18 protein-coding genes are annotated in these 23,300 nt (G+C 71.9%); 3 read left to right on the top strand and 15 right to left on the bottom strand.

What is annotated here, in order from left to right; all coding sequences use genetic code 11:
- Window positions 1–75: 75 nt before the first annotated feature.
- The 3 genes from BFF78_RS10255 to BFF78_RS10245 form a co-directional block, all read right to left on the bottom strand.
- The gene (locus BFF78_RS10255) at window positions 76–867 is read right to left on the bottom strand and encodes a S1 family peptidase (RefSeq protein ID WP_069778010.1); all 792 of its coding nucleotides are present in this window, start codon (window positions 865–867) and stop codon (window positions 76–78) included.
- A gap of 206 nt (window positions 868–1,073) precedes the next feature.
- Window positions 1,074–3,932, bottom strand: coding sequence for a helix-turn-helix transcriptional regulator (locus BFF78_RS10250; protein WP_069778009.1), 2,859 nt, complete (start codon window positions 3,930–3,932; stop codon window positions 1,074–1,076).
- A gap of 165 nt (window positions 3,933–4,097) precedes the next feature.
- A complete protein-coding gene (locus BFF78_RS10245; RefSeq protein WP_069778008.1) occupies window positions 4,098–4,925 on the bottom strand; it encodes a helix-turn-helix transcriptional regulator in 828 nt (275 codons plus the stop codon).
- A gap of 117 nt (window positions 4,926–5,042) precedes the next feature.
- On the opposite strand from BFF78_RS10245, the gene BFF78_RS10240 reads away from it, so the two are divergent.
- The gene (locus BFF78_RS10240; RefSeq protein ID WP_069778007.1) at window positions 5,043–6,716 is read left to right on the top strand and encodes an AMP-binding protein; all 1,674 of its coding nucleotides are present in this window, start codon (window positions 5,043–5,045) and stop codon (window positions 6,714–6,716) included.
- On the top strand, window positions 6,713–8,305 hold the full coding sequence (locus BFF78_RS10235; protein WP_069778006.1) for an AMP-binding protein: 1,593 nt from the start codon (window positions 6,713–6,715) through the stop codon (window positions 8,303–8,305). Before BFF78_RS10240 ends, BFF78_RS10235 begins: the two co-directional genes overlap by 4 nt.
- A gap of 20 nt (window positions 8,306–8,325) precedes the next feature.
- Here the strand turns inward: BFF78_RS10235 and BFF78_RS10230 are convergent, their stop codons facing one another.
- On the bottom strand, window positions 8,326–9,753 hold the full coding sequence (locus tag BFF78_RS10230; RefSeq protein WP_069778005.1) for an alpha/beta fold hydrolase: 1,428 nt from the start codon (window positions 9,751–9,753) through the stop codon (window positions 8,326–8,328).
- A gap of 166 nt (window positions 9,754–9,919) precedes the next feature.
- Complete coding sequence (locus BFF78_RS10225) at window positions 9,920–10,759, bottom strand: hypothetical protein (protein WP_193433434.1); 840 nt, start codon at window positions 10,757–10,759, stop codon at window positions 9,920–9,922.
- A 248-nt stretch (window positions 10,760–11,007) separates the two neighbouring features.
- Here BFF78_RS10225 and gcl point away from each other — a divergent pair, with 248 nt between their 5' ends.
- Window positions 11,008–12,795 (top strand): glyoxylate carboligase, encoded by a 1,788-nt coding sequence (gcl, locus tag BFF78_RS10220; protein ID WP_099054844.1) that lies wholly within the window; start codon window positions 11,008–11,010, stop codon window positions 12,793–12,795.
- A 251-nt stretch (window positions 12,796–13,046) separates the two neighbouring features.
- Here gcl and BFF78_RS10215 read toward each other — a convergent pair whose 3' ends face one another.
- From BFF78_RS10215 to BFF78_RS10170, 10 genes are all read right to left on the bottom strand, one after another.
- A complete protein-coding gene (locus tag BFF78_RS10215; RefSeq protein ID WP_069778003.1) occupies window positions 13,047–13,280 on the bottom strand; it encodes a hypothetical protein in 234 nt (77 codons plus the stop codon).
- A 418-nt stretch (window positions 13,281–13,698) separates the two neighbouring features.
- On the bottom strand, window positions 13,699–15,156 hold the full coding sequence (locus BFF78_RS10210; RefSeq protein WP_069778002.1) for a catalase: 1,458 nt from the start codon (window positions 15,154–15,156) through the stop codon (window positions 13,699–13,701).
- Window positions 15,157–15,318: 162 nt separating this feature from the next.
- Window positions 15,319–16,236: a 2-hydroxy-3-oxopropionate reductase gene (locus tag BFF78_RS10205; RefSeq protein ID WP_069778001.1), complete on the bottom strand. Its 918-nt coding sequence runs from the start codon at window positions 16,234–16,236 to the stop codon at window positions 15,319–15,321.
- 42 nt (window positions 16,237–16,278) lie between these two features.
- Window positions 16,279–17,118, bottom strand: a complete 840-nt coding sequence (locus tag BFF78_RS10200; RefSeq protein ID WP_069778000.1) for a TIM barrel protein — start codon at window positions 17,116–17,118, stop codon at window positions 16,279–16,281.
- Between the two features lie 147 nt (window positions 17,119–17,265).
- Window positions 17,266–18,027 (bottom strand): hypothetical protein, encoded by a 762-nt coding sequence (locus tag BFF78_RS10195; protein WP_069777999.1) that lies wholly within the window; start codon window positions 18,025–18,027, stop codon window positions 17,266–17,268.
- 54 nt (window positions 18,028–18,081) lie between these two features.
- Window positions 18,082–18,570, bottom strand: a complete 489-nt coding sequence (locus BFF78_RS10190) for a hypothetical protein (RefSeq protein WP_069777998.1) — start codon at window positions 18,568–18,570, stop codon at window positions 18,082–18,084.
- Complete coding sequence (locus BFF78_RS10185) at window positions 18,567–19,841, bottom strand: MCE family protein (protein ID WP_069777997.1); 1,275 nt, start codon at window positions 19,839–19,841, stop codon at window positions 18,567–18,569. Before BFF78_RS10185 ends, BFF78_RS10190 begins: the two co-directional genes overlap by 4 nt.
- Window positions 19,838–21,127: an MCE family protein gene (locus BFF78_RS10180; RefSeq protein WP_069777996.1), complete on the bottom strand. Its 1,290-nt coding sequence runs from the start codon at window positions 21,125–21,127 to the stop codon at window positions 19,838–19,840. The genes BFF78_RS10185 and BFF78_RS10180 overlap by 4 nt, the downstream gene beginning before the upstream one ends.
- Entirely contained in the window at window positions 21,124–22,242 is a 1,119-nt protein-coding gene (locus tag BFF78_RS10175) for an MCE family protein (protein WP_193433433.1), read from the bottom strand. Before BFF78_RS10175 ends, BFF78_RS10180 begins: the two co-directional genes overlap by 4 nt.
- Window positions 22,239–23,249, bottom strand: a complete 1,011-nt coding sequence (locus tag BFF78_RS10170; RefSeq protein WP_418346754.1) for an MCE family protein — start codon at window positions 23,247–23,249, stop codon at window positions 22,239–22,241. The genes BFF78_RS10175 and BFF78_RS10170 overlap by 4 nt, the downstream gene beginning before the upstream one ends.
- Window positions 23,250–23,300: the final 51 nt, after the last annotated feature.

Genomic DNA, 23,300 nt, shown 5'->3' with positions numbered 1-23,300 from the left:
CGCTGCGGGCCGCTCGTGGTGGCTCGCAGCGCCCCCCTGGCATCTACCCGAGGGGTGCTCGGGAGGTCTTCCGGGTCACGAGGTGACCTGCGCGGTCACGAGGTCCGAGAAGGTGGTCAGCCGGGTGTACACACCCGGGTAACCGGCCTCCGCGCATCCCTCGCCCCAGGAAGTGATCCCTGCCAGGACGCCCCCGATGAGCAGGGGACCGCCGCTGTCGCCCTGGCAGGTGTCTACGCCGCCGGTGGTGAGTCCGGCGCATACCATGTCGGACTGGACGAAGTCCGAACCGTAGGAGCTCTTGCAGCTGGAGTCGGACACGACCGGGACGGTCGCGGTCCGCAGCTGGTTGGAGGAGCTGCCGTTCTCCGAGGTGGTCCCCCAGCCGAGGATCCGGGCCGTGGTGCCGGCCGCGTACACGCTCGTCTGGGAGGAGGAGACGTACGACACCGGGGTGTACGGCATCGACGTCTCCAGGGTCAGCACGGCCACGTCGTCGCCGTTGGTGGCGTCCGTGTAGCCGGGGTCGACCCAGATCTTGCTGACCTTGCTGACCGTGCCGTCGGTGCCGTTGAGGTAGGTCCGGCCGCCGACCACCCGGACATTGCCGGCGGACTCGCCCGCCATGCAGTGCGCGGCCGTCACGACCTTCGTCGCGGACACCAGGGTGCCGCCGCAGAACTGGTTGCCGGACGCGTCGGTGATCTGCATGACGAACGGGTACGCCGCCGTCGTCGTGGTCGTACCGCCGACGATGGGCTGCGGGGCGGCGCTCGCCGTGGGGGAGGCGAGCAGCGCGGTCGCCGCGGCGGTGGCGGTGGCCACCAGGGTCGCGGCGGTGTGTCTTGCACGTCTGAGCCCGAACATGAGTCTCCTCAGTGGGGGTTGCACCGGTGGGGGGTCGCGCGGGTGTGGGGGTGGTCACGGGGGTCGCGGGACCGACCCCCGTATGCCCGGGCGAGCGGCACGCCCCTTACGCTATGACCCGGAACCCTCGGCTCCCAATGAGGGAACCCCCTAGGGGGTTGGGTGAGGGAAAACCCTCGGTCCGGTTCAGTTAACAAGAGCGGTGCTCAGCGCGCCCGCCGAGCCGCCGCCAATCGGACGATGTCCACCCGCGAGCGGATCCCCAGCTTGCGGTAGACCCGGGTCAGGGTCGCCTCCACCGTCTTGACGCTGATGAACAGCCGGGCGGCGATCTCCCGGTTGGTGGCGCCCTCCATGACCAGCGCGGCGACCTGACGCTCCATCGCGGCCAGCGCCTGCAGCGCGTCCAGCGCCTCCGGCACCGCGAGCGCCGGCTCCGGCTCGGGGGTGGTGAGGGATTCGTCCACCTGGCGGAGCCACGGCAGCGCCCGGCAGCGGCGGAACATCCGGGTGGCCTCGTCGTACGCCGGCGAAGCCGGGCCGGTGCGGGACTCCGGGGCGGCGAAAGCCGCGGCGGGGCGTCGGCCGCGCAGCCGGGCGAGCGCGAACGCGGCCCGTGCCTCCTCCAGCCCGTAGCCGAGCTTGCCGAGCCGGTCCTGAGCGGACGTCAGCTGGGCCACCGCGGCCTCCAGGTCCCCCTGGGCGGCCCGCACCAGGGCCTCGGAGCGGTCCAGGACGGCTAGGACGCTCTCCCGGCCGAGCCTGAGGGCGTGTTCGCGGCTCGCGTCGATGACGTCCTGCGCCTCGGCCGGTTCACCGATCCGGACCAGCGCCTCGGCGAGATCGCCCTGCCAGCGGCCACGCGCCGGGTCGGTGATGCCGAGCCCCAGCTCCAGGCGGCGCACCCGGCGCAGCGAGCGGACGGTGCCCGCCGGGTCCCCGGCCACCAACTGGGCGTATCCGAGCGCGCCCAGGGCCCGGGAGAGGTACATCTGGTCGCCGTCCTCCTCGGCGTGCTCCACCGCCTCCCGGGCGAGCGCGAGGGCCCGGTCCACATCGCCGCCGGAGGCCTCCGCGAGCGAGGTGAGCATCGCCGAGGCGGTCTCGCCGATCCCGGAGTCCCGGGCCAGGCGCAGGCTCTCGCGGGCCAGCTCCAGGGCGCGCCCGCAGTGCCCGGCGCGCAGTTCGGTCTCGGCGAGCCCGCGCAGGAAGTGCACCTCGCTCTCCACCGAGCCGCGCCGGCGCACCTCGCGCAGCAGCGCGGTGACCGTCGCCCGGGCCTCGGCCAGCTGGTCGCCCATCACCAGCCAGCGGAACCGGGCGCTGCTCGCCCCGTTGTGATGCCAGGCCACCCTCGGGTCCTGAGGCTCCTTCAGGGCGCGTTGGATGGTCCGGGGCGCCTCCGGATGGCCCATCAGGGTCTCGGTCTGCGCCTGGAAGGCGAGGGAGAGCAGTTCGGTGCGCCGGTCCTTGCCGCGCGCGGCCAGCTCGGCGGCGTGTGCGGCGGCCTCGCGGGCCTCGGTGAAGTCGCCCTCCACGATCAGCGCCCGCCAGGCCAGCTGATAGTGCACCAGGGCCAGCAGCCGGGGGTCGTCGCCGGCGTCGGCGAGGGCCTGCGGGAAGACGGCGTCGACCTCGGCCATGGTGTGGCCGGCGCTGTCGATGACGATCATCCAGGCCCGTACCCGGTCGGTGGGCACGGCCGCCCGGGCGAGCACCTCGCGGGCGATGTCCCGGGCCAGGTCGATCTCGCCCGCGGTGATCGCGTCCTCGGCGGCCTGCAGCCGGCGCTCCTGCGGACTCGGCACACCGTCGGCGGGGGTGTGCCGGGCGGCCAGCAGTCCCAGCTGGGCGGCGACGGAGGGGGCGCCGCGGTCCCGGGCGAGGGCGGCGGCCTCGGCGAGCCGGGCGGCGACCTCCGGGTCGGTGCCGGTGGTGGCGAGGGCCAGGTGCCGGGCCCGTTCGATCGGGTCGGAGGCGGCCGTGGACAGGGCCGCGTGCGCGGCGCGCCGCTCGGGTACGGGAGCCTCCGCGTACAGGGCGGCCGATATCAGCGGGTGCGCGAACCGTACGGCAGGGGCGTCGGGCTCGGTGGCCAGCAGCCCGAGTTCGGCGGCCTGGGCGCACTCGGCCTCGGCGTTCTCCCGCCCTGCCGCGTGCAGCAGCGCCGGGGTGGGGCGGGCGCCGGCGCTGGCCACCAGCAGGGTGCGGCGGGCCTCGACCGAGAGCATGTCCAGGCGGCTGAGCACCAGGGCGCGCAGGCTGGTCGGCACCGGCAGCGGCTCGCCCGGCCGGGGCGGGGTGGGGCTCTCGGCGAGGGCCCGGCCGAGCTCCAGGGCGAACAGCGGGTTGCCGCCGGAGGTGCGGTGGATCTCGCGGACGGTGGAGCGGGGCAGACCGCCGTGGCCGCGGTGGTCGAGCAACTGGGCGACCTGGGCGCGGCTGAGCGGGCCGAGCCGGACCGCGAGGGTGCCGGGCGGGCAGGCGCGCAGATGCCGGTCGTACTCCTGGCTCTCGGCGGCCTCGGTGCGGACCGCGCACAGCAGCTGGACCGGGGTGCCCTCCAGGCGGCGGGCGGCGAAGCCGAGGAGTTCGGCGCTGGCCGGATCCAGCCACTGCAGATCGTCGGCGACGACGAGGACGCCGCCCTGCGCGGCCAGCGCGCGCAGCGCGGAGAGCACCGCGAGGCGCAGGGCGAGGCCGTCGCGCTGGAGGCTGGACTCGCCGCGGCCGGTGAGCGCCGACTCCAGCGCCGTGCGCTGGGCGACGGGCAGCCGGGGGGAGACGTCGTCGAGGACCAGGCCGAGGAGGTCGGCCAGGGCCAGGAAGGGAAGGTGGGATTCGGACTCGGTGGCCGAGCAGCGCAGGACGGTGCGCGCGGTGGCGCCGTATTCCTCGGCCAATGCCCGCAGGACGGTCGATTTCCCTATTCCGGCGGGGCCGTGGAGCAGCACGCTGCCGCCCGAGGCGAGTTGGTCACGGGCGCCGGCGAACAGGTCCTCGCGGCCGATGACCAGGTCGGGGCGGCACCTGGCAGGCTCCTGGAAGTCCCGTCGCACGGTCACCGCTCCCCTCGTGTGTCGTGTCCGGGCCAAATTCTAGGCAACGATCCTTGAAATTCGGACGGAAGCCGTGGTGAGGGAAATAACAAACGGTCAAGCATGAGGAAATTCAAGGCGTCCCCGAATGAATGGGAAGGTTTCCTCACCGCCTGGCTCCACGGCCTGTCGTCATGGCAGCAGCCCCGCCCTGCGGGCCGCGGTCACCGCCTCCCCTCGGGTGTGCGCGCCCAGTTTCCGCATCGCCGAGCGCAGATAGCCCTTGACCGTCTCCGGGCCGAGGCCCAGCCGTTCGGCCACGGCCGCATTGGTCGCGCCCGCCGCCACCCAGGACAGCACGTCCAGTTCCCGTGGCGCCAGGGTCGCGCCGCCTGCTCGCGGCGGAGCCGTCAGCAAGCCGCAGGCCGCGAGCAGTTCGGCCCGCAGGTGCGGATCGGTGATCCGGGGGGCCAGGGCCCGCAGCGCCGCATGCGCCTCGCGCACCTGCTCCCAGGCGGCGCCCCGGTCGGGCGCGGCCGGTTCCGGCCGGGCCGCCGCCAGCAGCACCCGCGCCTCGTCCCGCACCACCAGCGCCTGCTCCACGTCCCGCGCGGCGGCCATGGCCGCGCCCAGCGTGCGGTCGCCGAGCGGCTGGGCCGAGCGCAGCGCGCCGTAGAGCACCCCGCGCACCCGGCGCCGTACCACGACCGGAACCGCGAGTACCGAGCGGATGCCCTCCGCGGCCACCGGGACGTCGTACTCGTGGCTGATCTGCCGGGAGCTGGAGTAGTCGGTCACCGCGCACGGCCGGGCCAGGGCCACCGCCTTGCCGCCGAGACCGTTGCCGGAGGTCACCGCGAGCGAGCGCAGCGCGGCCGTGGTGGTGCCGCTCAGTTCGCTGATCCGGATCTGCGGCCGGCCGGACTCGACGAGGCCGCCGAAGGCGACGGGAAGCCCCGTCGCCCGCCGCAGCCGGGCCAGCGCACCGCCGATCTCCACCGTCCCCGCCGCGTCTGCCATCGTCTGTTCGCCCCTTCTGCCGCCCACACCCCCGTTCGGGGGTAGTGAGACCTGCATCACGGATTAGACGATGCCAGAGAGCGGCCCGGCAATGGTCCGGTAACGAGGAGGAACCAGATGACGACGGCGACGCAGCTGTTCCGCGGCGCGCGGGACTTTCTGCTGGAGCACCGTGCGGACTATGCCGCCGCCTACGAGGGCTTCGCCTGGCCGCGGCCCGCGCACTTCAACTGGGCACTGGACTGGTTCGACGTGATCGCCGCCGGGAACGACCGCACCGCGCTGCACATCGTCGAGGAGGACGGCGGCGAGACCCGGCTGTCCTTCGCCGAGCTGGCCGAGCGGTCGAACCGGGTCGCGAACCACCTGCGCGCGCGGGGCGTCGCCGCCGAGGACCGCATCCTCGTCATGCTCGGCAACCAGGCCGAGCTGTGGGAGACCGCGCTCGCCGCGATGAAACTGCGCGCGGTGGTCATCCCGGCCACCCCGCTGCTCGGCCCCGCCGATCTGCGCGACCGGGTGGACCGGGGCCGGGTGCGGCATGTGATCGTGCGGGCCGAGGACACCGCGAAGTTCGCCGATGTGCCCGGCGACTACACCCGGATCGCGGTCGGCGGCCCGCCGCAGCAGGGCTGGGAGCGGTACGAGGACGCGTACACCGCCCCGGCCGAGTTCGCCCCGGACGGCCCCACCCTGGCCGACGACCCGCTGATGCTCTACTTCACCTCCGGTACGACCGCCCGCCCCAAGCTGGTCGAGCACACCCACACCTCGTACCCGATCGGGCATCTGGCCACCATGTACTGGATCGGTCTGAAACCCGGTGACGTGCATCTGAACATCTCCTCGCCGGGCTGGGCCAAGCACGCCTGGTCCAACCTGTTCGCGCCGTGGAACGCCGAGGCGACCGTCTTCCTCTTCAACTACACACGGTTCGACGCGGCCCGGCTGATGGCCGAGATGGACCGGGCGCAAGTGACCACCTTCTGCGCCCCGCCGACCGTGTGGCGCATGCTCATCCAGGCCGACCTCGGCCTGCTCGCCACCCCGCCCCGCGAGGTGGTGGCCGCCGGCGAGCCGCTCAACCCCGAGGTCATCGAGCAGGTCCGGCGAGCCTGGGGCGTGACCATCCGCGACGGCTTCGGGCAGACCGAGACGGCCGTGCAGGTCTCCAACAGCCCCGGCCAGCTGCTGAAGACCGGCTCCATGGGCCGCCCGAGCCCCGGCTACCGCGTCGAACTCCTCGACCCGGTCTCCGGCGCGCCCGGCGCCGTGGAGGGCGAGGTCGCCGTCGACCTGTCCGAGCGGCCCGTCGGCCTGATGACCGGCTACCACGGCGACCCGGACCGTACGGCCGAGGCCATGGCGGGCGGCTACTACCGCACCGGGGACATCGCCTCCCGAGACGAGGACGGCTATCTGACCTACGTCGGCCGCGCGGACGACGTCTTCAAGGCCTCCGACTACAAGATCAGCCCGTTCGAGCTGGAGAGCGCGCTGCTGGAGCACGAGGCGGTGGCCGAGGCCGCCGTCGTGCCCGCACCGGACGAGCTGCGGCTCGCGGTGCCGAAGGCCTACGTCGTCCTCGCCGAGGGCTTCGAGCCCGGCCCGGACACCGCGAAGGCCGTCTTCGAGCACTCCCGGCAGGTGCTCGCCCCCTACAAGCGCATCCGCCGGCTGGAGTTCGGCGCGCTGCCCAAGACCGTCTCCGGCAAGATCCGCCGGATCGAGCTGCGCGAGGCCACGGCCCAGGGTTCGCAGAACGAGTACCGCGAGGAGGACTTCCGGTGAGCGCATCACTGTCGTACACGCACGGAACCGGTTCCACCGCCCTGCTCGGCGACACCATCGGCGCCAACCTCGACCGGGCCGTGGCCGTCTGGCCGGACCGGGAGGCCCTGGTCGACGTGGCTTCCGGCAGGCGCTGGACGTACGCCGAATTCGCCGCGGACATCGAGGAGCTGGCGCAGGCGCTGGTCGCGAGCGGAGTCGTCAAGGGCGACCGGGTGGGCATCTGGGCGGTCAACTGCCCCGAGTGGGTCCTGGTGCAGTACGCCACCGCCCGCATCGGCGCGATCATGGTGAACATCAACCCGGCCTACCGCACCCACGAGGTCGAGTACGTGCTCAACCAGGCCGGGATCTCCCTGCTGTTCGCCTCCCTGAGCCACAAGACCAGCGACTACCGCGCGATGGTCGAGCAGGTGCGCGGCAGGTGCCCGGCGTTGCGCGAGGTCGTGTACATCGGCGACCCGAGCTGGCAGGCACTGCTCGGGCGAGGCACCGGTGACGCCCCGTACGAGGAACTGTCCTGCGACGACCCGGTCAACATCCAGTACACCTCGGGCACCACCGGTTTCCCGAAGGGTGCCACCCTGTCCCACCACAACATCCTCAACAACGGTTATTTCGTGGGGGAGTTGCTCGCCTACACCGAGCAGGACAGGATCTGCATCCCGGTCCCGTTCTACCACTGCTTCGGCATGGTGATGGGCAACCTCGCGGCCACCTCGCACGGTGCCTGCATGGTCATCCCGGCGCCGTCCTTCGAGCCGAAGGCCACCCTGGAGGCGGTGCAGCAGGAGCGCTGTACGTCCCTGTACGGCGTGCCGACGATGTTCATCGCCGAGCTGAACCTCCCCGGCTTCCGGGCGTACGACCTCTCGACCCTGCGCACCGGCATCATGGCGGGCTCCCCGTGCCCGGTGGAGGTGATGAAACGGGTCGTCGCCGAGATGCACATGGCGGAGGTCTCCATCTGCTACGGCATGACCGAGACGTCCCCGGTGTCCCTGCAGACCCGCCGGGACGACGACCTGGAGCACCGCACCGGCACCGTCGGCCGCGTCCTGCCGCACCTGGAGGTCAAGGTCGTCGACCCGGCCACCGGAGTCACCCGACCGCGCGGCGAGGCAGGGGAGTTGTGCACGCGCGGCTACAGCGTGATGCTCGGCTACTGGAACGAGCCCGGCAAGACCGCCGAGGCCGTCGACGCGGGCCGCTGGATGCACACCGGCGACCTGGCGGTGATGCGCGAGGACGGGTACGTCGAGATCGTCGGCCGGATCAAGGACATGATCCTGCGGGGCGGTGAGAACATCTACCCGCGCGAGATCGAGGAGTTCCTCTACGCCCACCCGAAGATCAGGGACGTCCAGGTCGTCGGGGTGCCGCACGAGACGTACGGCGAGGAGGTCCTCGCCTGTGTGATCCCGCACGACCCGGCCGACCCGCTCACCCTGGAGGACCTGCGCGCCTTCTGCGAGGACCGGCTCGCCCACTACAAGATCCCCAGCAGGCTGCGGATCCTCGACTCCTTCCCGATGACGGTGTCCGGGAAGGTGCGCAAGGTCGAGCTGCGGGAGACGTACGGGGGGTGAGAAGGCCGGCCGGCCGTGGTTCAGCGGGCCCCGTCGGGCATGCGCAGGGTGGTGAGGTAGCCGGCCGCCGCGTCCACCGTGGCGGGGCTGTTGAGCCAGGCGGTGTGGCCGTCACCGTCCCAGCGCAGGATCCGGCCGGCCGGCAGTGCGCGCCGCACGCCGTCGGCGAAGGCCGGGGGAGTGGCCACGTCGTGCGTGCCGGACAGCAACAGCACCGGAGGGAAGTGCGCGGGGACCCGCCAGGCGTGCGGCGTCCAGGCGGAGCCCACCGGCCAGCCCGCGCAGCCGCTGGTGATGTCCCAGAACTCGGAATAGCCGCGCAGGGTCGGGCCGGTGGCGCGCATCCCGGGCACCGCGGCCGGCAGCGCGGCGCCGGGGTCGGCGGGGCCGGGGACGTCCTGGCAGATGATCGAGCGGTACAGACCGTACTCACCGGTGCGGCCGGGGGTGAGGAAGGCGAGCGGCGCCATGTCCCCGCCGGCGTCCGTCTTGCCGAGCGCGGCGGCCAGCGGTGCGTACAGAGACGGCGACTGGAGCCCGGCGTTCACCGCCTGCGCGATCTCCTCCGCGCGCACCGGCCGGCCGCCGTCCTCGATCCCGCCGTGGTCGGCGCGGCGCAGCAGCGAGGTCAGGAAGCCGGTGACGTCCCGGCCGTGCAGCGCGCTGCGGGCGTCCCGGTCCGACCAGCGGGCGAATCGGCCGACGCCGTCCTGTACGGCGGCCGCGTCGACACGGGCCAGCCGGCGCCAGGAGAGCGACCGGTCGACCACGCCGTCCAGCACCATCGCGCGCACGCGCGCGGGGAACAGTTCCGCGTAGCTCTGCGCCACCATGGTGCCGTAGGACACCCCGAGGAAGCTGACCTTCGCCTCGCCCAGCGCCGCGCGCACCGTGTCCATGTCCCGGGCGACGCTTTCGGTGTCCAGGTGCGGGAACACCGGTCCGCTCCGCCGGGCGCAGCTGTTTCCCATGCGCCGGTTGCTGCGGACCAGCGCGGCGGCGGCCGGCCGGTCGGCGGGGAACCTGCTCACCGTGTGGTCGACCGGCAGCGGGCAGTTCAGCGGCGGATTGACGCCGGTGCCCCGCGGCTCGACGGCCACGATGTCGAAGCGGTCCCGCAGGGCCTTGGGGAAGTACTGCCGGCGGGCCTGCTGGGAGAGGAGATAGCCGACCTCTCCCTCGCCCGGGCCACCGGGATTGAACAGGAGCGTGCCGAGACGGTGCGCCGGGTCGGCGGCAGGCAGTCGTGCGACCGCGACGGTGGTCCTGGCGGACGTGGCGGGCCGGGACCAGTCGAGCGGTACGGAGACCTGTCCGCACCGCACCGCGTCGGTCCGGACGGCGCCCTGGCATCGCTGCCAGTCGATGGGCCGCGCGGTCGGCGCCGACGCACGTGCCGGGACCCCGAGCACCATCGTGGCCAGTACGGACGCCGCGACCGCGGTCACCCTCCTGCGGGGTAAGCGCATATCTCTCCTCTGTTCGGCTGGTGTCCGCCTCGCACGTTAGGCAGCCGCCCGGGCCCGGCACATCGACCCGCCGGCGGAGAGGCCCCGGTGCCCTTTCCGACCTGAGAACGATCTTTCCTCGGGGGCGGGGCGGCCCGCGGGGCGGTCAGCTCCGCCGGTCCCGCTGCCGGGGCCCCGGTTCCGGCGCTCCCTCGGCGTTCAGCGCGTCGGCGTGGTCGTTCGCCGGCTGTGGGACACCGGCGAGGTCCAGGACGAAGAGGGGGATGGCGAGAGTGTGGGCACAGGCCCGCGCGTCGTCGGTGTAGCCGGCGAGCGAGAAATACGCACAGTCCGCGGACTCCGTCATCGCCGTCAGCCACAGGCACTCCACATCGCGCGCCGCCGCCGGGCGCACGGTCGGGTCCACCTGGGCGAGCAGCCCGTGGGCGGCGAGTCCGATGCCGTTCGGGGGCCGCTGGTCGGCGCGGCGGATGTCCCGGTAGCCGAGCCAGCGCAGATAGAGCGCGGCGACGGTGACGGCGTCGCGGGCGGTACGGATGGCGCGCGGCGGGAAGGCGGGGCGGTGGGCGGGGGTCCGCGGCGCGGTTTCCGCCGACTGCGTGTCGCTGTCCGGCGACGGTATGCCGTTGTCGGTCGACTGCATACCGCTGCCTGTCGACTGCATACCGCTGTCCATCGGAGACGTGTCGGCCATCGCCGACCGCTTACCGCTGTCCGCCGGAGGCGTCGTCGCCACCGGGATGCGCAGGACCGTGCCGCACGGGCAGCCCAGTTCCGGTTGCGGCCAATGGCCGGGGCGCCCGCAGGCGGCGCACGGTACGGAGATCCACTCGTCGTCCCAGGCCCGGTGGGCCGCGACGGCCGGTGCCGCGGAGGGATCCAGCCAGGGGGCGGTGGGCTCGCCGCAGATGCACGGATACGACGGTGCGGTGTACACGTGCTCGCGCCGGCAGGCCGGGCAGCGCACCGGCACGCTCTCGGGCATGGCCCACTCCCAGGCGTCGCGTCGGGACAGCGCCCCTATCGTCCTCCTCCTTCACCCCGCTTGTCCGGCGCTTGCCCTGTCTCTGTCTCTCTTGACGCAGGTTGGCGTGCACTTCTACATTGATTCCAGATAGTAGAAGTTAAGTTCCGCGATACGGAAAAGCCGCGGAATTTCGACCATCTGGAGACTGTGCTCACCGCGGGGCGCGACGGGAGTACGCATCCGAGAAGCCGAAGCAGGAGTACTCGATGGCTCGTATGACCGCTGCCCGCGCGGCAGTTGAGATCCTCAAGCGCGAGGGCGTCACCGACGCCTTCGGTGTGCCGGGCGCGGCGATCAACCCCTTCTACAAGGCCCTCAAGGAGGGCGGCGGGATCAACCACACCCTCGCCCGCCACGTCGAGGGTGCCTCGCACATGGCCGAGGGGTACACCCGCACCCAGCCGGGCAACATCGGCGTCTGCATCGGCACCTCCGGCCCGGCCGGCACCGACATGATCACCGGCCTGTACTCGGCCATCGGCGACTCCATCCCGATCCTGTGCATCACGGGCCAGGCGCCCACCAGCGTGATCCACAAGGAGGACTTCCAGGCCGTCGACATCGCCTCGATCGCCAAGCCGGTGACCAAAATGGCGGTCACCGTCCTGGAGGCCGCGCAGGTCCCCGGCGTCTTCCAGCAGGCCTTCCACCTGATGCGCTCCGGCCGTCCCGGCCCGGTCCTGATCGACCTGCCGATCGACGTCCAGCTCACCGAGATCGAGTTCGACCCGGAGACGTACGAGCCGCTGCCGGTCTACAAGCCGGCCGCGACCCGCGCCCAGATCGAGAAGGCGATCTCCTTCCTGCTGGCCTCCGAGCGCCCGGTCATCGTCGCCGGTGGCGGCATCATCGGCGCCGACGCCTGCGACCTGCTGGTGGAGTTCGCCGAGCTGACCCGGACCCCGGTCGTCCCGACCCTGATGGGCTGGGGCGCGCTGGCCGACGACCACGAGCTGAACGCCGGCATGGTGGGCGTGCAGACCTCGCACCGCTACGGCAACGCCAACTTCCTGGAGTCGGACTTCGTCCTCGGCATCGGCAACCGCTGGGCCAACCGCCACACCGGCTACAAGCTCGACGTCTACCGCGGCGACCGCAAGTTCGTCCACGTCGACATCGAGCCCACCCAGATCGGCAAGATCTTCCCGCCGGACTACGGTGTCGTCTCCGACGCCAAGGCCGCGCTGGAGCTGTTCGTCGAGGTGGCGAAGGAGCTGAAGGCGGCCGGTAAACTGCCCGACCGCTCCGCGTGGGTGGCCTCCACCCAGGAGCGCAAGGCCACGCTGCTGCGCCGTACGCACTTCGACAACGTGCCCATGAAGCCGCAGCGCGTGTACGAGGAGATGAACAAGGCCTTCGGCCCGGACACCCGTTACGTCACCACCATCGGCCTCTCCCAGATCGCCGGCGCGCAGATGCTGCACGTCTACAAGCCGCGCCACTGGATCAACTGCGGCCAGGCCGGCCCGCTCGGCTGGACCATCCCGGCCGCGATCGGCGTCGCCAAGGCCGACCCGGACGCCCCGGTCGTCGCGCTCTCCGGTGACTACGACTTCCAGTTCATGATCGAGGAGCTGGCGGTCGCCGCCCAGCACAGGATCCCCTACGTCCACGTGCTGGTGAACAACGCCTACCTCGGCCTGATCCGCCAGGCGCAGATCGGCCTGGACATCAACTTCCAGGTCAACCTGGAGTTCGAGAACATCAACGCGCCCGAGCTCGGCGTCTACGGCGTCGACCACGTGAAGGTCGCCGAGGGCCTGGGCTGCAAGGCGATCCGGGTCACCGAGCCGGACCAGCTGGGCGCGGCCTTCGAGCAGGCGAAGAAGCTGGCCGCCGAGTACCGGGTACCGGTCGTCGTCGAGGCGATCCTGGAGCGGATCACCAACATCTCGATGAGCCGCACCATGGACATCAGCGACATCTCCGAGTTCGAGGACCTGGCCACCGAGCCGGGCCACGCGCCGACGTCGATCAAGCCGCTGAAGGTCTGACGGCCGCCGCGGGCCTGACACCGCCGGCTGCACGAAGGGCGGCCCGTCCCTGAAGGACGGGCCGCCCTTTCGCGTCCCCCGTGGTTCCCCCGTGGCATCCCCCGTCGCGGGGCCCGCCGCCCCCGTGCCGGCGGGCCCCTGCTGGACCTAATCTGCCCTGCCGCGGGGGCAGTTGAAGCCTCCATCCGCGTCTTCAGAGGTTCATTTGAGGATGGCGTAGCCCGCCTACGACGGCTGCGGTACGGAGGCCGCTACAGCTCGTGCTCCGACAGCCCGGGCCAGTCGTCGGGTCCCCCGCCCTGCCACTCGATGAGATCGCTCTCCTCCACCTCGATCCGGTCCAGGTCGGCCAGCCGGAGGATCTCCACGACGTCGTCCAGATGCGAGGCGATCCCCAGGACCACGTCCCCCTCGGTGACCCGCCGGGACCCGTCCAGGGCCGGGGAGTGGACCACGATGTGCGGATACTGCGTCGGATTGCCCATGCCTTCAGCGTCCTGCGGATGCGGCGGGCCTGCACGCCGGGCCCGGGCCGCGCCCGGACAGCACGAAGCGCTCCCCCTGGCCGGAGGAGCGCTTCGTGTCCGTATGGTGACCGTCCGACGGCGCGAGGCTGGGCGCGACAGGTCGTTCGCGCCGCCGGACGGAGCGGGTGGCCCCGTACGGGGGCTGGGTGGGACCGCGGTGGTGTGCGACGGAGCCGGAGACCCTTCCCTCTGGTCGAGAAGGGGACCCGGTCCTTCACCACCGCACTGGCTCGCATGCCGCCGCGGTCCTCGCCCTGCCCGCGCCCACCACCGTACGGCCACCCCTCATCCGGGCCGTACGGCGTGCCGCGCGGGCCGCGTGCGGGGATCATGACCTCCCGTCAGTCCCCGTACGCTGCTTGCGGTTTCCCGGGAATCAGTCCTCGCGCAGGGCGCGGACCGCCTCCTCCACGCGCTTGCCGTACTCGGGGTCGGCGGCGTGGAAGTGGGCCAGGTTCTTCTCGATCACGTCGTCGCGGGAGACCTGCGAGAGGCCGCCGGCGATGTTCGCGACGAGGCGGGACTTCTCGTCCTGCGACATCAGGCGGTACAGCTCGCCCGCCTGGAAGAAGTCGTCGTCCTTGGTGTGGAGCGGGGCCTCGTGGCTGCCCGTGTGGCCGGAGACCGCCAGCGGGGCCGACAGGGGGCGGCCGGTCTCCACCGGGCCGTCGTAGGAGTTCGGCTCGTAGTTCTTGGCGTAACGGCCCTGGCCGTTGACCGCCATGAAGCCGTCGCGGCCGTAGTTCTGCGCGGTCGTCGCCTTCGGGGCGTTGACGGCCAGCAGGGTGTGGTTGACGCCCAGGCGGTAGCGGTGCGCGTCCGCGTAGGCGAACAGACGGCCCTGGAGCATCTTGTCCGGGGACGGGCCGATGCCGGGCACGAAGTTGTTCGGCGAGAACGCGGCCTGCTCGACCTCGGCGAAGACGTTGTCCGGGTTGCGGTCGAGGACCAGACGGCCCACGCGCTGCAGCGGGTAGTCCTTGTGCGGCCACACCTTGGTCAGGTCGAACGGGTTGAAGCGGTAGTCCGCCGCCTCGGCCGCCGGCATGATCTGGACGTACAGCGTCCAGGAGGGGTGCACGCCCCGCTCGATCGCCTGGAGCAGGTCCGTCTGGTGGGAGTTGGGGTCCTTGCCCGCGAGCTCGGCGGCCTGCTCCGAGGACAGGCTGCGGATGCCCTGGTTCGTCTTGAAGTGGTACTTGACGAAGAAGGCCTCGCCCTCCGCGTTCGTCCACTGGTAGGTGTGCGAGCCGTAGCCGTTCATGTGCCGGTACGACGCCGGGATGCCGCGGTCGCCCATCAGCCAGGTCACCTGGTGCGTGGCCTCGGGGGCGTGCGCCCAGAAGTCCCAGACGTTGTCCGGCTCCTGACGGCCCGTGAAGGGGTCGCGCTTCTGGGAGTGGATGAAGTCGGGGAACTTGATCGGGTCCTTGATGAAGAACACCGGGGTGTTGTTGCCGACGAGGTCGTAATTGCCCTCCTCGGTGTAGAACTTCACCGCGAAGCCGCGCGGGTCACGGACGGCGTCCGCGCCGCCGAGGGAGTCGGCGACCGTGGAGAAGCGCAGGAACACCTCGGTGCGCTTGCCGATCTCGCTGAGGAAGCCGGCGTGGGTGTAGCCGGTGACGTCGTCCGTCACCTCGAAGTGGCCGTAGGCGCCGGAGCCACGGGCGTGCACCACGCGCTCCGGGATCCGCTCGCGGTTGAAGCGCGCGAGCTTCTCCAGGAGGTGCTGGTCCTGGAGCAGGAGCGGGCCGCCGACGCCGGCGGAGGCGGAATTCTGGTTGTCGGCGACCGGGGCGCCGGACTCTGTCGTGAGCACGCGCTTCGACATCGGGGACCTTCCGTGCGGGTGGCAGCGGAAATCTTCTTCCGCTTTGTGGAGCCTAGAAGTAGGGCGATCTGAGCGTCAACAGTTTGTTGAATCTGATTCCGGGCCGCGGCGCCGCCTGGGCGCGACAGGACAGGTGTCAGCGGCGCCGCGGCCCGGAAGTCTCTACAGCTGAGCGCCGGAGAGGCGCTCCACGGCCCGCAGCAGGGCCGAGTGGTCCAGGCCGCCGTCGCCCTGGGCGCGCAGGGAGGCGACCAGCTGGGCGACCACGGCGCCGACCGGCAGCGCGGCGCCGACGTTGCGGGCTGCGTCGGTGACGATCCCCATGTCCTTGTGGTGCAGGTCGATGCGGAAGCCCGGCTTGAAGTCGCGCTTCAGGAAGTTGTCCTTCTTCCGCGTCAGCACGGTCGAGCCGGCCAGGCCGCCGTTGAGGACGTCCAGCGCGGCCGCCAGGTCCACGCCCGACTTCTCCAGGAAGACCACGGCCTCGGCGCACGCCTGGATGTTCACGGCGACGATCAGCTGGTTGGCCGCCTTCACGGTCTGGCCGGAGCCGTGCGGACCGCACAGCACGATGGTCTTGCCCAGCGCCTCGAAGATCGGCTTGGCGATGTCGAAGTCGGCCTGCTCGCCGCCGACCATGATGGACAGCACGGCCTCGATGGCGCCGGCCTCACCGCCGGACACCGGGGCGTCCAGCACCCGGATGCCCTTGTCCTTGGCGGCCTTCGCGAGGTCCACGGAGGTCTGCGGGGTGATCGAGGACATATCGATCAGCAGGGCGCCCTGCCTCGCGTTCTCCAGGATGCCGTCCGGGCCGTAGGAGATGGCCTCGACCTGCGGGGACGCGGGCACCATCGTGATGACCACGTCGGCGTCGCGCACGGCCTCGGCGATCGAGGCGGCGGCCCTGCCGCCGGCGGCGGCCAGGCGGTCCAGCTTGTCCTGCTCCAGGGTGAAGCCGGTGACGTCGTAACCCGCCTTGATCAGGTTCTCGGACATGGGGGAGCCCATGATGCCGAGGCCGATCCAGGCGATCGCCGGGCGGGTCGGGTGGGAGGAAGGGGGAAGGTTGCTGCTCATGATGGGGGTGCCTCTCTCAACTGCCTTGCAAAGTCAGGGGGTTCAGCGCGCGGCACGCGCTTCGCGCGGGAGCCAGTCGAAGGCCTCGGCGCTCGGGCGGTCGCCGGGCTTGTACTCCAGGCCGACCCAGCCGTCGTAACCGGCCTTCCTCAGCTGGTCGAGCAGCTCCTCCAGCGGGAGCGAGCCCGTGCCGGGGGCGCCGCGGCCGGGGTTGTCGGCGATCTGGACGTGGCCGGTCTTCGCCGCGTAACTCTCGATGACCGAGGGCAGGTCCTCGCCGTTCATGGACAGGTGGTACAGGTCCATCAGGAACTTCGCGTTCCCGAGACCCGTCGCCGCGTTGACCTTGTCCACGATCTCGATGGCCTTCGGCGCGCTCACGATCGGGCACTTCGGCGACTCGGGCTGGTTGAGGGCCTCGATCAGGACGGTCCCGCCGGCCCGGCCGACGGCCTGGGCCGCGAGGACCAGGTTCTCCAGGGCGAGCGCGTCCTGCTCGGCCGGGTCCACGCCGTCGACGCGGTTGCCGTACAGGGCGTTGAACGTCGTGCAGCCCAGGGACTGGGCGAAGGCGATGGCCACGTCGATGTTGGCGCGGAACCTGTCCGACTCGGCGCCGGGGATCGACAGGGCGCCGCGGTCCGGGCCCGGCAGCTGTCCGGCGTAGAAGTTCAGGCCCGTGAGCTGGACGCCCGCGTCCTCGATCGCCTTCTTCAGGGCGTCGAGCTCGGCCTGCTCGGGGGTGGGGGAGTCGACCCAGGGCCACCACAGCTCGACCGCCGTGAAGCCGGCCGCGGCGGCGGCCGCGGGGCGCTCCAGGAGCGGGAGTTCCGTGAAGAGGATCGACAGGTTGACGTTGAAGCGCTGGTCTGCAAATCCCACGGGGGCGGCGCTCCCTTCCCTGTAATTCCGTATAGCGGAAGTTCGTTTCTGCTTAATGGAAGATTGCCTGGGAGTGGGGAGGACTGTCAAGAGAGCCCACGAAAAAGTGCCCCCGCGCGTACCGCGCGAGGGCACTGACGGAGCTGGTCAGAGGGCGTCGACGCCGCTCACCTTCCAGCCGCCGGAGGTGCGGGTGAGCGTCATCCGCACCCGGTCCAGGTCCAGCCGGGGACCCGAGACCTGCGTGCTCTCGGTGATCTGGTTGACGAAGAGCAGGACGACGGCGCTGTCCGGTCCGGCCGACACGACCGAGGCCGCGGGAGCGCCGCCGTCGGCGGGTGTGGCCACGGTCGCCTTCACCACGCCGTGGTACTTCGTCGCGGTCGGCGAGACCACCGTCTTCGTGGTCTTGCCGTACTGGTCGCGGAAGTGCCCGGTCAGCAGGGCGCGGGCCCGGGCGAAGTCCCGGTCCAGATGGCGGTAGTCGTACGACAGCACGACCGGCGCCGCCGATCGTGCGGCCGCGAGGGCCTCGCCGCGGGCCTGCTCCGCCTGCCGGCCCTGCCGGTACTGCCATCCGAGTACGGCGGCCACGACCAGGGCCGCCACGACAACGACCCCGAGCACCGCTGTGAGCACGCGCTGCCCGGCCCGGCGCGGGGGCGCGCTCTCCTGTGGCGTCTCCTCGGCCGGCTCGGGCTCGGGCGGGTCCTCCCAGCCGGCGTCCGGGGGCTCGATGAGCAGGGTGCGGCCGGAGGGCGGCTCCTTCGCCGGGCCGGCGGCCGTACGGGCGCCGTGCTCGGGGAGCGCCGGCCGCCCCGCGCGCTTGGCCGCCGCGCGGGCGGCGGCGGTCAGGGTGCGGCGGCCCGGCGAGCCGGTGCCGCGGGTACGGGAGGTCGGGTTCGCCACGGTGTCTCTCCTCAACTCTGGGTCTGCTCGCTGGTGGGTCCGCTCACCGAGGGGTCAGCCCACGAACGCGACATCGGAGGTCAGCCAGCGGCCGCCCACGCGCACGAGGTCGAGCTGGAGCCGGTAGGTGCGCGGCTGACCCTCGGGCGCGGCGGTGTTGGTCACCTTGCTGTCGGCCACGACCAGCACCCGGGCCGCGTGCGCGTCGGACCGCACGATGCCCGCTTCCAGGACCTGCCCCTCGGACACCGACTTGTTCTGGGCGACGAGCTTCGTCAGCTGCGCCGTCTGCGCGGCGAACTGCTTCTTGAAGTCACCGGTGGCGCCGCTGAGCACGTTGCGGCTGTCGCGGTCGTAGTGCCGGTAGTCGAGCGAGGTGAAGTTCAGCGCCGACTGGCGGGCCGCCGCCAGGACGTCCTGACGGCGCTGCTCCGCCTCCCGCTGGCCGGCCAGCTTCAGCCCCAGCCACCCGCAGAGCACGGCCGTCACCACGGCCGCGGCGACGAACGCCACGGACAGCGGCCGCACGCGCCCCCCTGTCATGCCATCGGTCCCACGAGCAGCCATTGCCACGACTCCTTTCCGAACACGGTCTGTTCGCCGCCCGTGGAGCCGATCTCGACGGGCGTTCCGTCCGGGCCGGTCACGGTGCCGGTCTCCGGGTCGTACGGGGCCACGAACGCGGCCCGGTCGGCGCTGTACGGAGATCTCGTCGCGCCCGGCGCGTTCTGTGCGCCGCGCACCGACGTCTTGCCGCCGCGCGGTGCCGTGCAGTGCGCGGCGGTGTTCGCCGGGCGGCTGCCGGTGTCCGCGGGGTCGCGCCGCTGGGTGCCGTAGCCCTGGGTGCAGGCGGGCGGGTCGTCGGCGTTCACGGTCAGCCCGAAGTGGGTGGTGCCGTCGCCGGGGATGACCGTGTAGCTGCCCGCCACGGTGACGGGGAGCGTCACCAGGGCCTGCTCGACGCCGGGCAGCCGGGCCACGGTGATCTGGCCGCCGCTGATGAGGTTGGCGAGCAGGACCGGCACGTGCGGCCGCGTGGACGTCAGCAGGGAGTCGACCTCCCGGGCCGCGGGAGCGGTGTTGCCGATCAGCCGGCGCAGGTCCCCGTCGCCGGCCTTCAACTGCGCGGTGAGCGCGGCCAGATCGCGGGAGAACGACTTGATCGCCGAGCCCTGGTCGGCCTGTGTCTTGAGCACCTTGCGCGAGTCCTCGATCAGCGAGACCGTCTGCGGGAGCGACTGCGACGCCGACTCCACCAGCGCGTTGCCGGAGTCCACCAGCCGGCTCAGGTTCGGCCCGGTGCCGGAGAACGCCTTGCCCAGCTCGTCCACGGTGACCCGCAGGTCGTCCTTGCCGACCGAGTTGACCAGCCGGTCCAGGCCGAGGACCAGGTCGGTGACCGGCAGCGGGGTCCGGGTGCGGCTGCGCGGGATCGAGCTGCCGTCGATGAGGTACGGCCCGCCCGACCGCCGCGGCTGGAGGTCGACGTACTGCTCGCCCACCGCCGAACGGTCGGCGACCACCGCGAGCGTGTCGTCCGGGATCCTCGGGGCGCCGTCATCGATCTTCAGGGCCACCGAGACCCCCGACCCGGCCGGCCGCAGTCCGCCCACGCGGCCCACCGGCACGCCGCGGTAGGTGACCTCGGCGCCGGGGAAGACGCCCCCGGAGTCGGCGAAGTCGGCGCGCACGGTGTAACCGCGGCCGAGGACGTCGTCCACCAGGCCCGTGTACCGGGCTCCGACGTACGACACCCCGAGGGCGGTGACGGTCGCGAAGGCGAGCAGCTGGGCCCTGACCGTACGTGTGATCACGGCAGTATCCCCTTCAGCAACAGCTCGGCGAGGCCGAGGTCGGCCCCCTGCGGGAGGCGGCGCGAGCCGTCCCCGGTGCCGTAGGCCGCCGTGCACACGGGCGGACACAGCAGGGTGCTGCCGTCGGAGGGCCGCGGGGGCTGCGAGGGCGTCGAGGGCAGGGAGGGCACGGACGGCGTGGACGGCAGGGACGGGGTGGACGGGAGCGACGGGAGCGACGGGGCGGGGGTGGGGATGCCGGGCAGATGCGGAGTCCCCGGCTTCTTGGAGCCGCGGCCCGGCTTGCCGGTGACGTTCCCGTAGATGCCCGCCAGGTCCAGATCGGCGGTGATCCTCAGGTTGACGTAGTCGCCCTTGACGGCGTCCGCGGCGTTGCGCGGGAAGGGGTAAGTGGTCAGGATCTCAAGGGAGTTTGGCAGGTCGTCGCCTGCCTGGTTCAGCTCGTGCAGGATGGGCCGGAGCTTCTCGAGGTTGGCGACGGTGTCGTCGTGGGAGGCGTTCACCACCTTGGTGCCGGTCTTGCCGAGGCCGGAGAGGGCGGTGAGCATCTTCGTCAGGTCCTTGCGCTGGTCGGCGAGTGCCTTCAGGGCGGGCGGCATGGTGTCGACGGCCAGGGCGATCGTCTTCTTCTCCTTCTTCAGCCGCTCGGCCAGCCGGTCGACGCCCTTGAGCGCGCGCACGATCTCCGCCCGCTGGCCGTCGAGGCCGCCGAGGAACGTGTCGAGCTGCTTCAGCAGGGATCTGACCCGGTCCTCGCGCCCGTTCAGGGCCTTGTCCAGCTCGACGGTGATCGTCTTCAGCTGGGCCACCCCACCGCCGTTGAGCAGCGCGGACAGGGCCGACAGCACCTCCTCGACCTCCGGGTTGCGGCCGCTGCGGGACAGCGGGATGCGGTCGCCGTCGCGGAGGCGTCCCACGGGCCGTGTGCCGGGCGGTGCGGAGAGGGCGACGTACTTCTCGCCGAGCATGCTGGTCTGCCTCAGGTCGGCGACCGCGTTGCCGGGCAGCTTCACCGAGTCGGCGATCCTGAGCCGCACCCGCGCGTGCCAGCCGTCCAGCTCCACCTTCTCGACCGCGCCCACGGTGACGTCGTCGACCTTCACCGCCGACTGCGGCACCAGGTCGAGTACGTCCCGGAACTCGACGGTGACGTGGTAGGCGTGGCCGTCCGAGGCGGCGCCGCCGGGGAGCGGGACGTCGTACCAGCCGTTGAACTCGCAGCCGGTCAGCAGCAGCGAGCCGGCCGCCGTCCAGGCGGCCACCCGCCCCAAGCGCCGCACGGTCATGCCGGTGCCCCCAGGATTCCGCCGAGGGTCTTGTCGACCGTGCCCGTCCCCGAAGGGGCCGACGGCACCTTGGGCAGGGAGTCGAAGAGTTTCCTCAGGTCCGTGCAGTCGGGGTTCTTCCCGCCCTCGTCGCCGGTCGTCCGCAGGACCGAGCAGAGCAGGGACGCGGGGTCCTGGGAGGTCTGTGCGTTGTTACGGGTGTCGAGGGTGCCGGCTGCCGGGTTGTAGGCGTTCTGCAGGTTCGACAGGCCGGTGGGCGCGACGGTCAACAGCTCCTCCAGTGCGGCCCGTTGGGTGACGAGCACCTTGGTGACCTTGGCCAGGCCCCGTACGTCCGAGGTCAGCGCCTTCTTGTTGCCCTTCACGAAGCCGGACACGTCACCGAGCGCGGCGGCCAGGTACTTCAGCGCGGCCGCGAGATCCTTGCGCTCCCCGGCGAGCTGCCCGGCCACGTCGGCGAGGTCGGTGTTGAACGACCGCACGCTGGTGTCGTCCGCAGCCAGCGCGGCCGTGAACACCTGAAGGTTCTGCACGGTCCCGAACAGGTCGCGGCGGCCGCCGGACAGCGTGGTGACCGCCTGGGAGAGGTCCTGGACCGTCTGGTTGAGGTTCTCGCCCTGCCCCTGGAGGTTGCCCGCGCTCACGGCGAGCAGCCGGGACAGCGAGCCCTTCTTGTTGGCGCCGTTCGGGCCGAGCGCCTCGGCGGTGGTGTGCAGGCTGTCGAAGATCCGGTCCAGCTCGACGGGGACGGCCGTACGGGACTCGGGGATGACGTCGCCGTCCCGCAGGACCGGGCCCTTGCGGTACACCGGCAGCAGCTGCACGTAACGGTCGCTGACCACCGAGGAGTTGACGATGGCGGCCTGCGCGTCCGCCGGGACCCTACGGCCCCGGTCGTACTCCAGCTCCACCCGTACCCGGCCGCCCTCCGGCCTGATCTTCTCGACCTCGCCGATACGGACACCGAGCACGCGGACGTCGGAGCCGGGGTAGATGCCGACGGTGCGCGGGAAGTACGCCGTGACCCGGACCGGGTCGGGGCCCGGCCACAGGACGACGGCGAGGCCGGCGAGGACCGCGAGCACGGTGCACAGGGCCAGGAGTCTGCGGGTCATCGGGTGCCTCCCGTCCGTGGTGTGACCGGGGCGGCGACCAGGTTCTGGACGTAGGAGTCGAACCAGCGGCCGTTGCCCAGGGTGTTGGTGAAGAGCCGCACGTACGGCGCGAGGAGCTTGACGCTGCGGTCGAGGCTCGACTGGTTGCGTTCGAGCATCCGCAGGAAGGTGTTGAGGTTGTTCAGGGCGGGTCCGATCTGCTTGCTGTTGTCGTCGACCAGGCCGGACAGCTCGATGCCCAGCGCCGCCGAGCTCTTGAGCAGGTCGTGGATCGCCGCGCGCCGCTCGCCGATCTCCTTGAACAGCGCGTCGCCGTCCTTCACCAGCGCGGAGAAGTCCTTCGTGTGGCCGGCCAGCACCTTGGTGACGCCGTTCGCATGGTCGAGGAGCCCGCGCAGCGCCTTGTCACGGGAGGCGACGGTCCTGGAGATCCGCGACAGTCCCTTGATCGACGCCCGCACCTCGGCGGGCGAGTCCTGGAAGGTGACGGAGATCGTGTCCAGCGCCTTCGCGAGCCGGTCCGTGTCGACCTTCTCGGTGGTGGTCGTGAGGTCGCTGAAGGCCTGTACGACGTCGTACGCCGACACCGTCCGCGCGATCGGGATCTCGCTGCCCGGCTTCAACTGGCCGGGCCCCTTCGGGTACAGCGCCAGGTACTTCGCGCCGAGGATCGTCTTCACCCGGATCGCCGCGCCCGTGTCGGTGCCGAACGCCGGGTGGCCCTTCACCTTGAAGGTGACCTTGACGTGGTCGCCGTCCAGGCCGACGTCCTCGACCTTGCCGACCTTGACCCCGGCGATCCGCACCTCGTCGCCCGGCTTGAGCCCGCCGGCCTCCGAGAAGGCCGCGCTGTACGCGTCGCCGCCCCCGATCAGCGGCAGGCTGTCGGCGTTGAACGCGGCGACCGTGAGCAGCGCGAGGACGGTGAGACCGACGGCACCGACGACGACCGGGTTCCGCTCCCGGAAGGGCCTCAGCCGCGGACGCCTCAGCCGGATCGTGGGCAGCTTCGGCGGCAGGACGCGCACCTTCACGAGGGGTTCGGGGCGCGGCGTGCG

Origin of the sequence: Streptomyces fodineus (genome assembly GCF_001735805.1) — a bacterium.
Taxonomy (GTDB): domain Bacteria; phylum Actinomycetota; class Actinomycetes; order Streptomycetales; family Streptomycetaceae; genus Streptomyces; species Streptomyces fodineus.
Note: the sequence above shows the minus strand (reverse complement) of the source record. Positions and strands in the feature narration are given on the sequence as shown.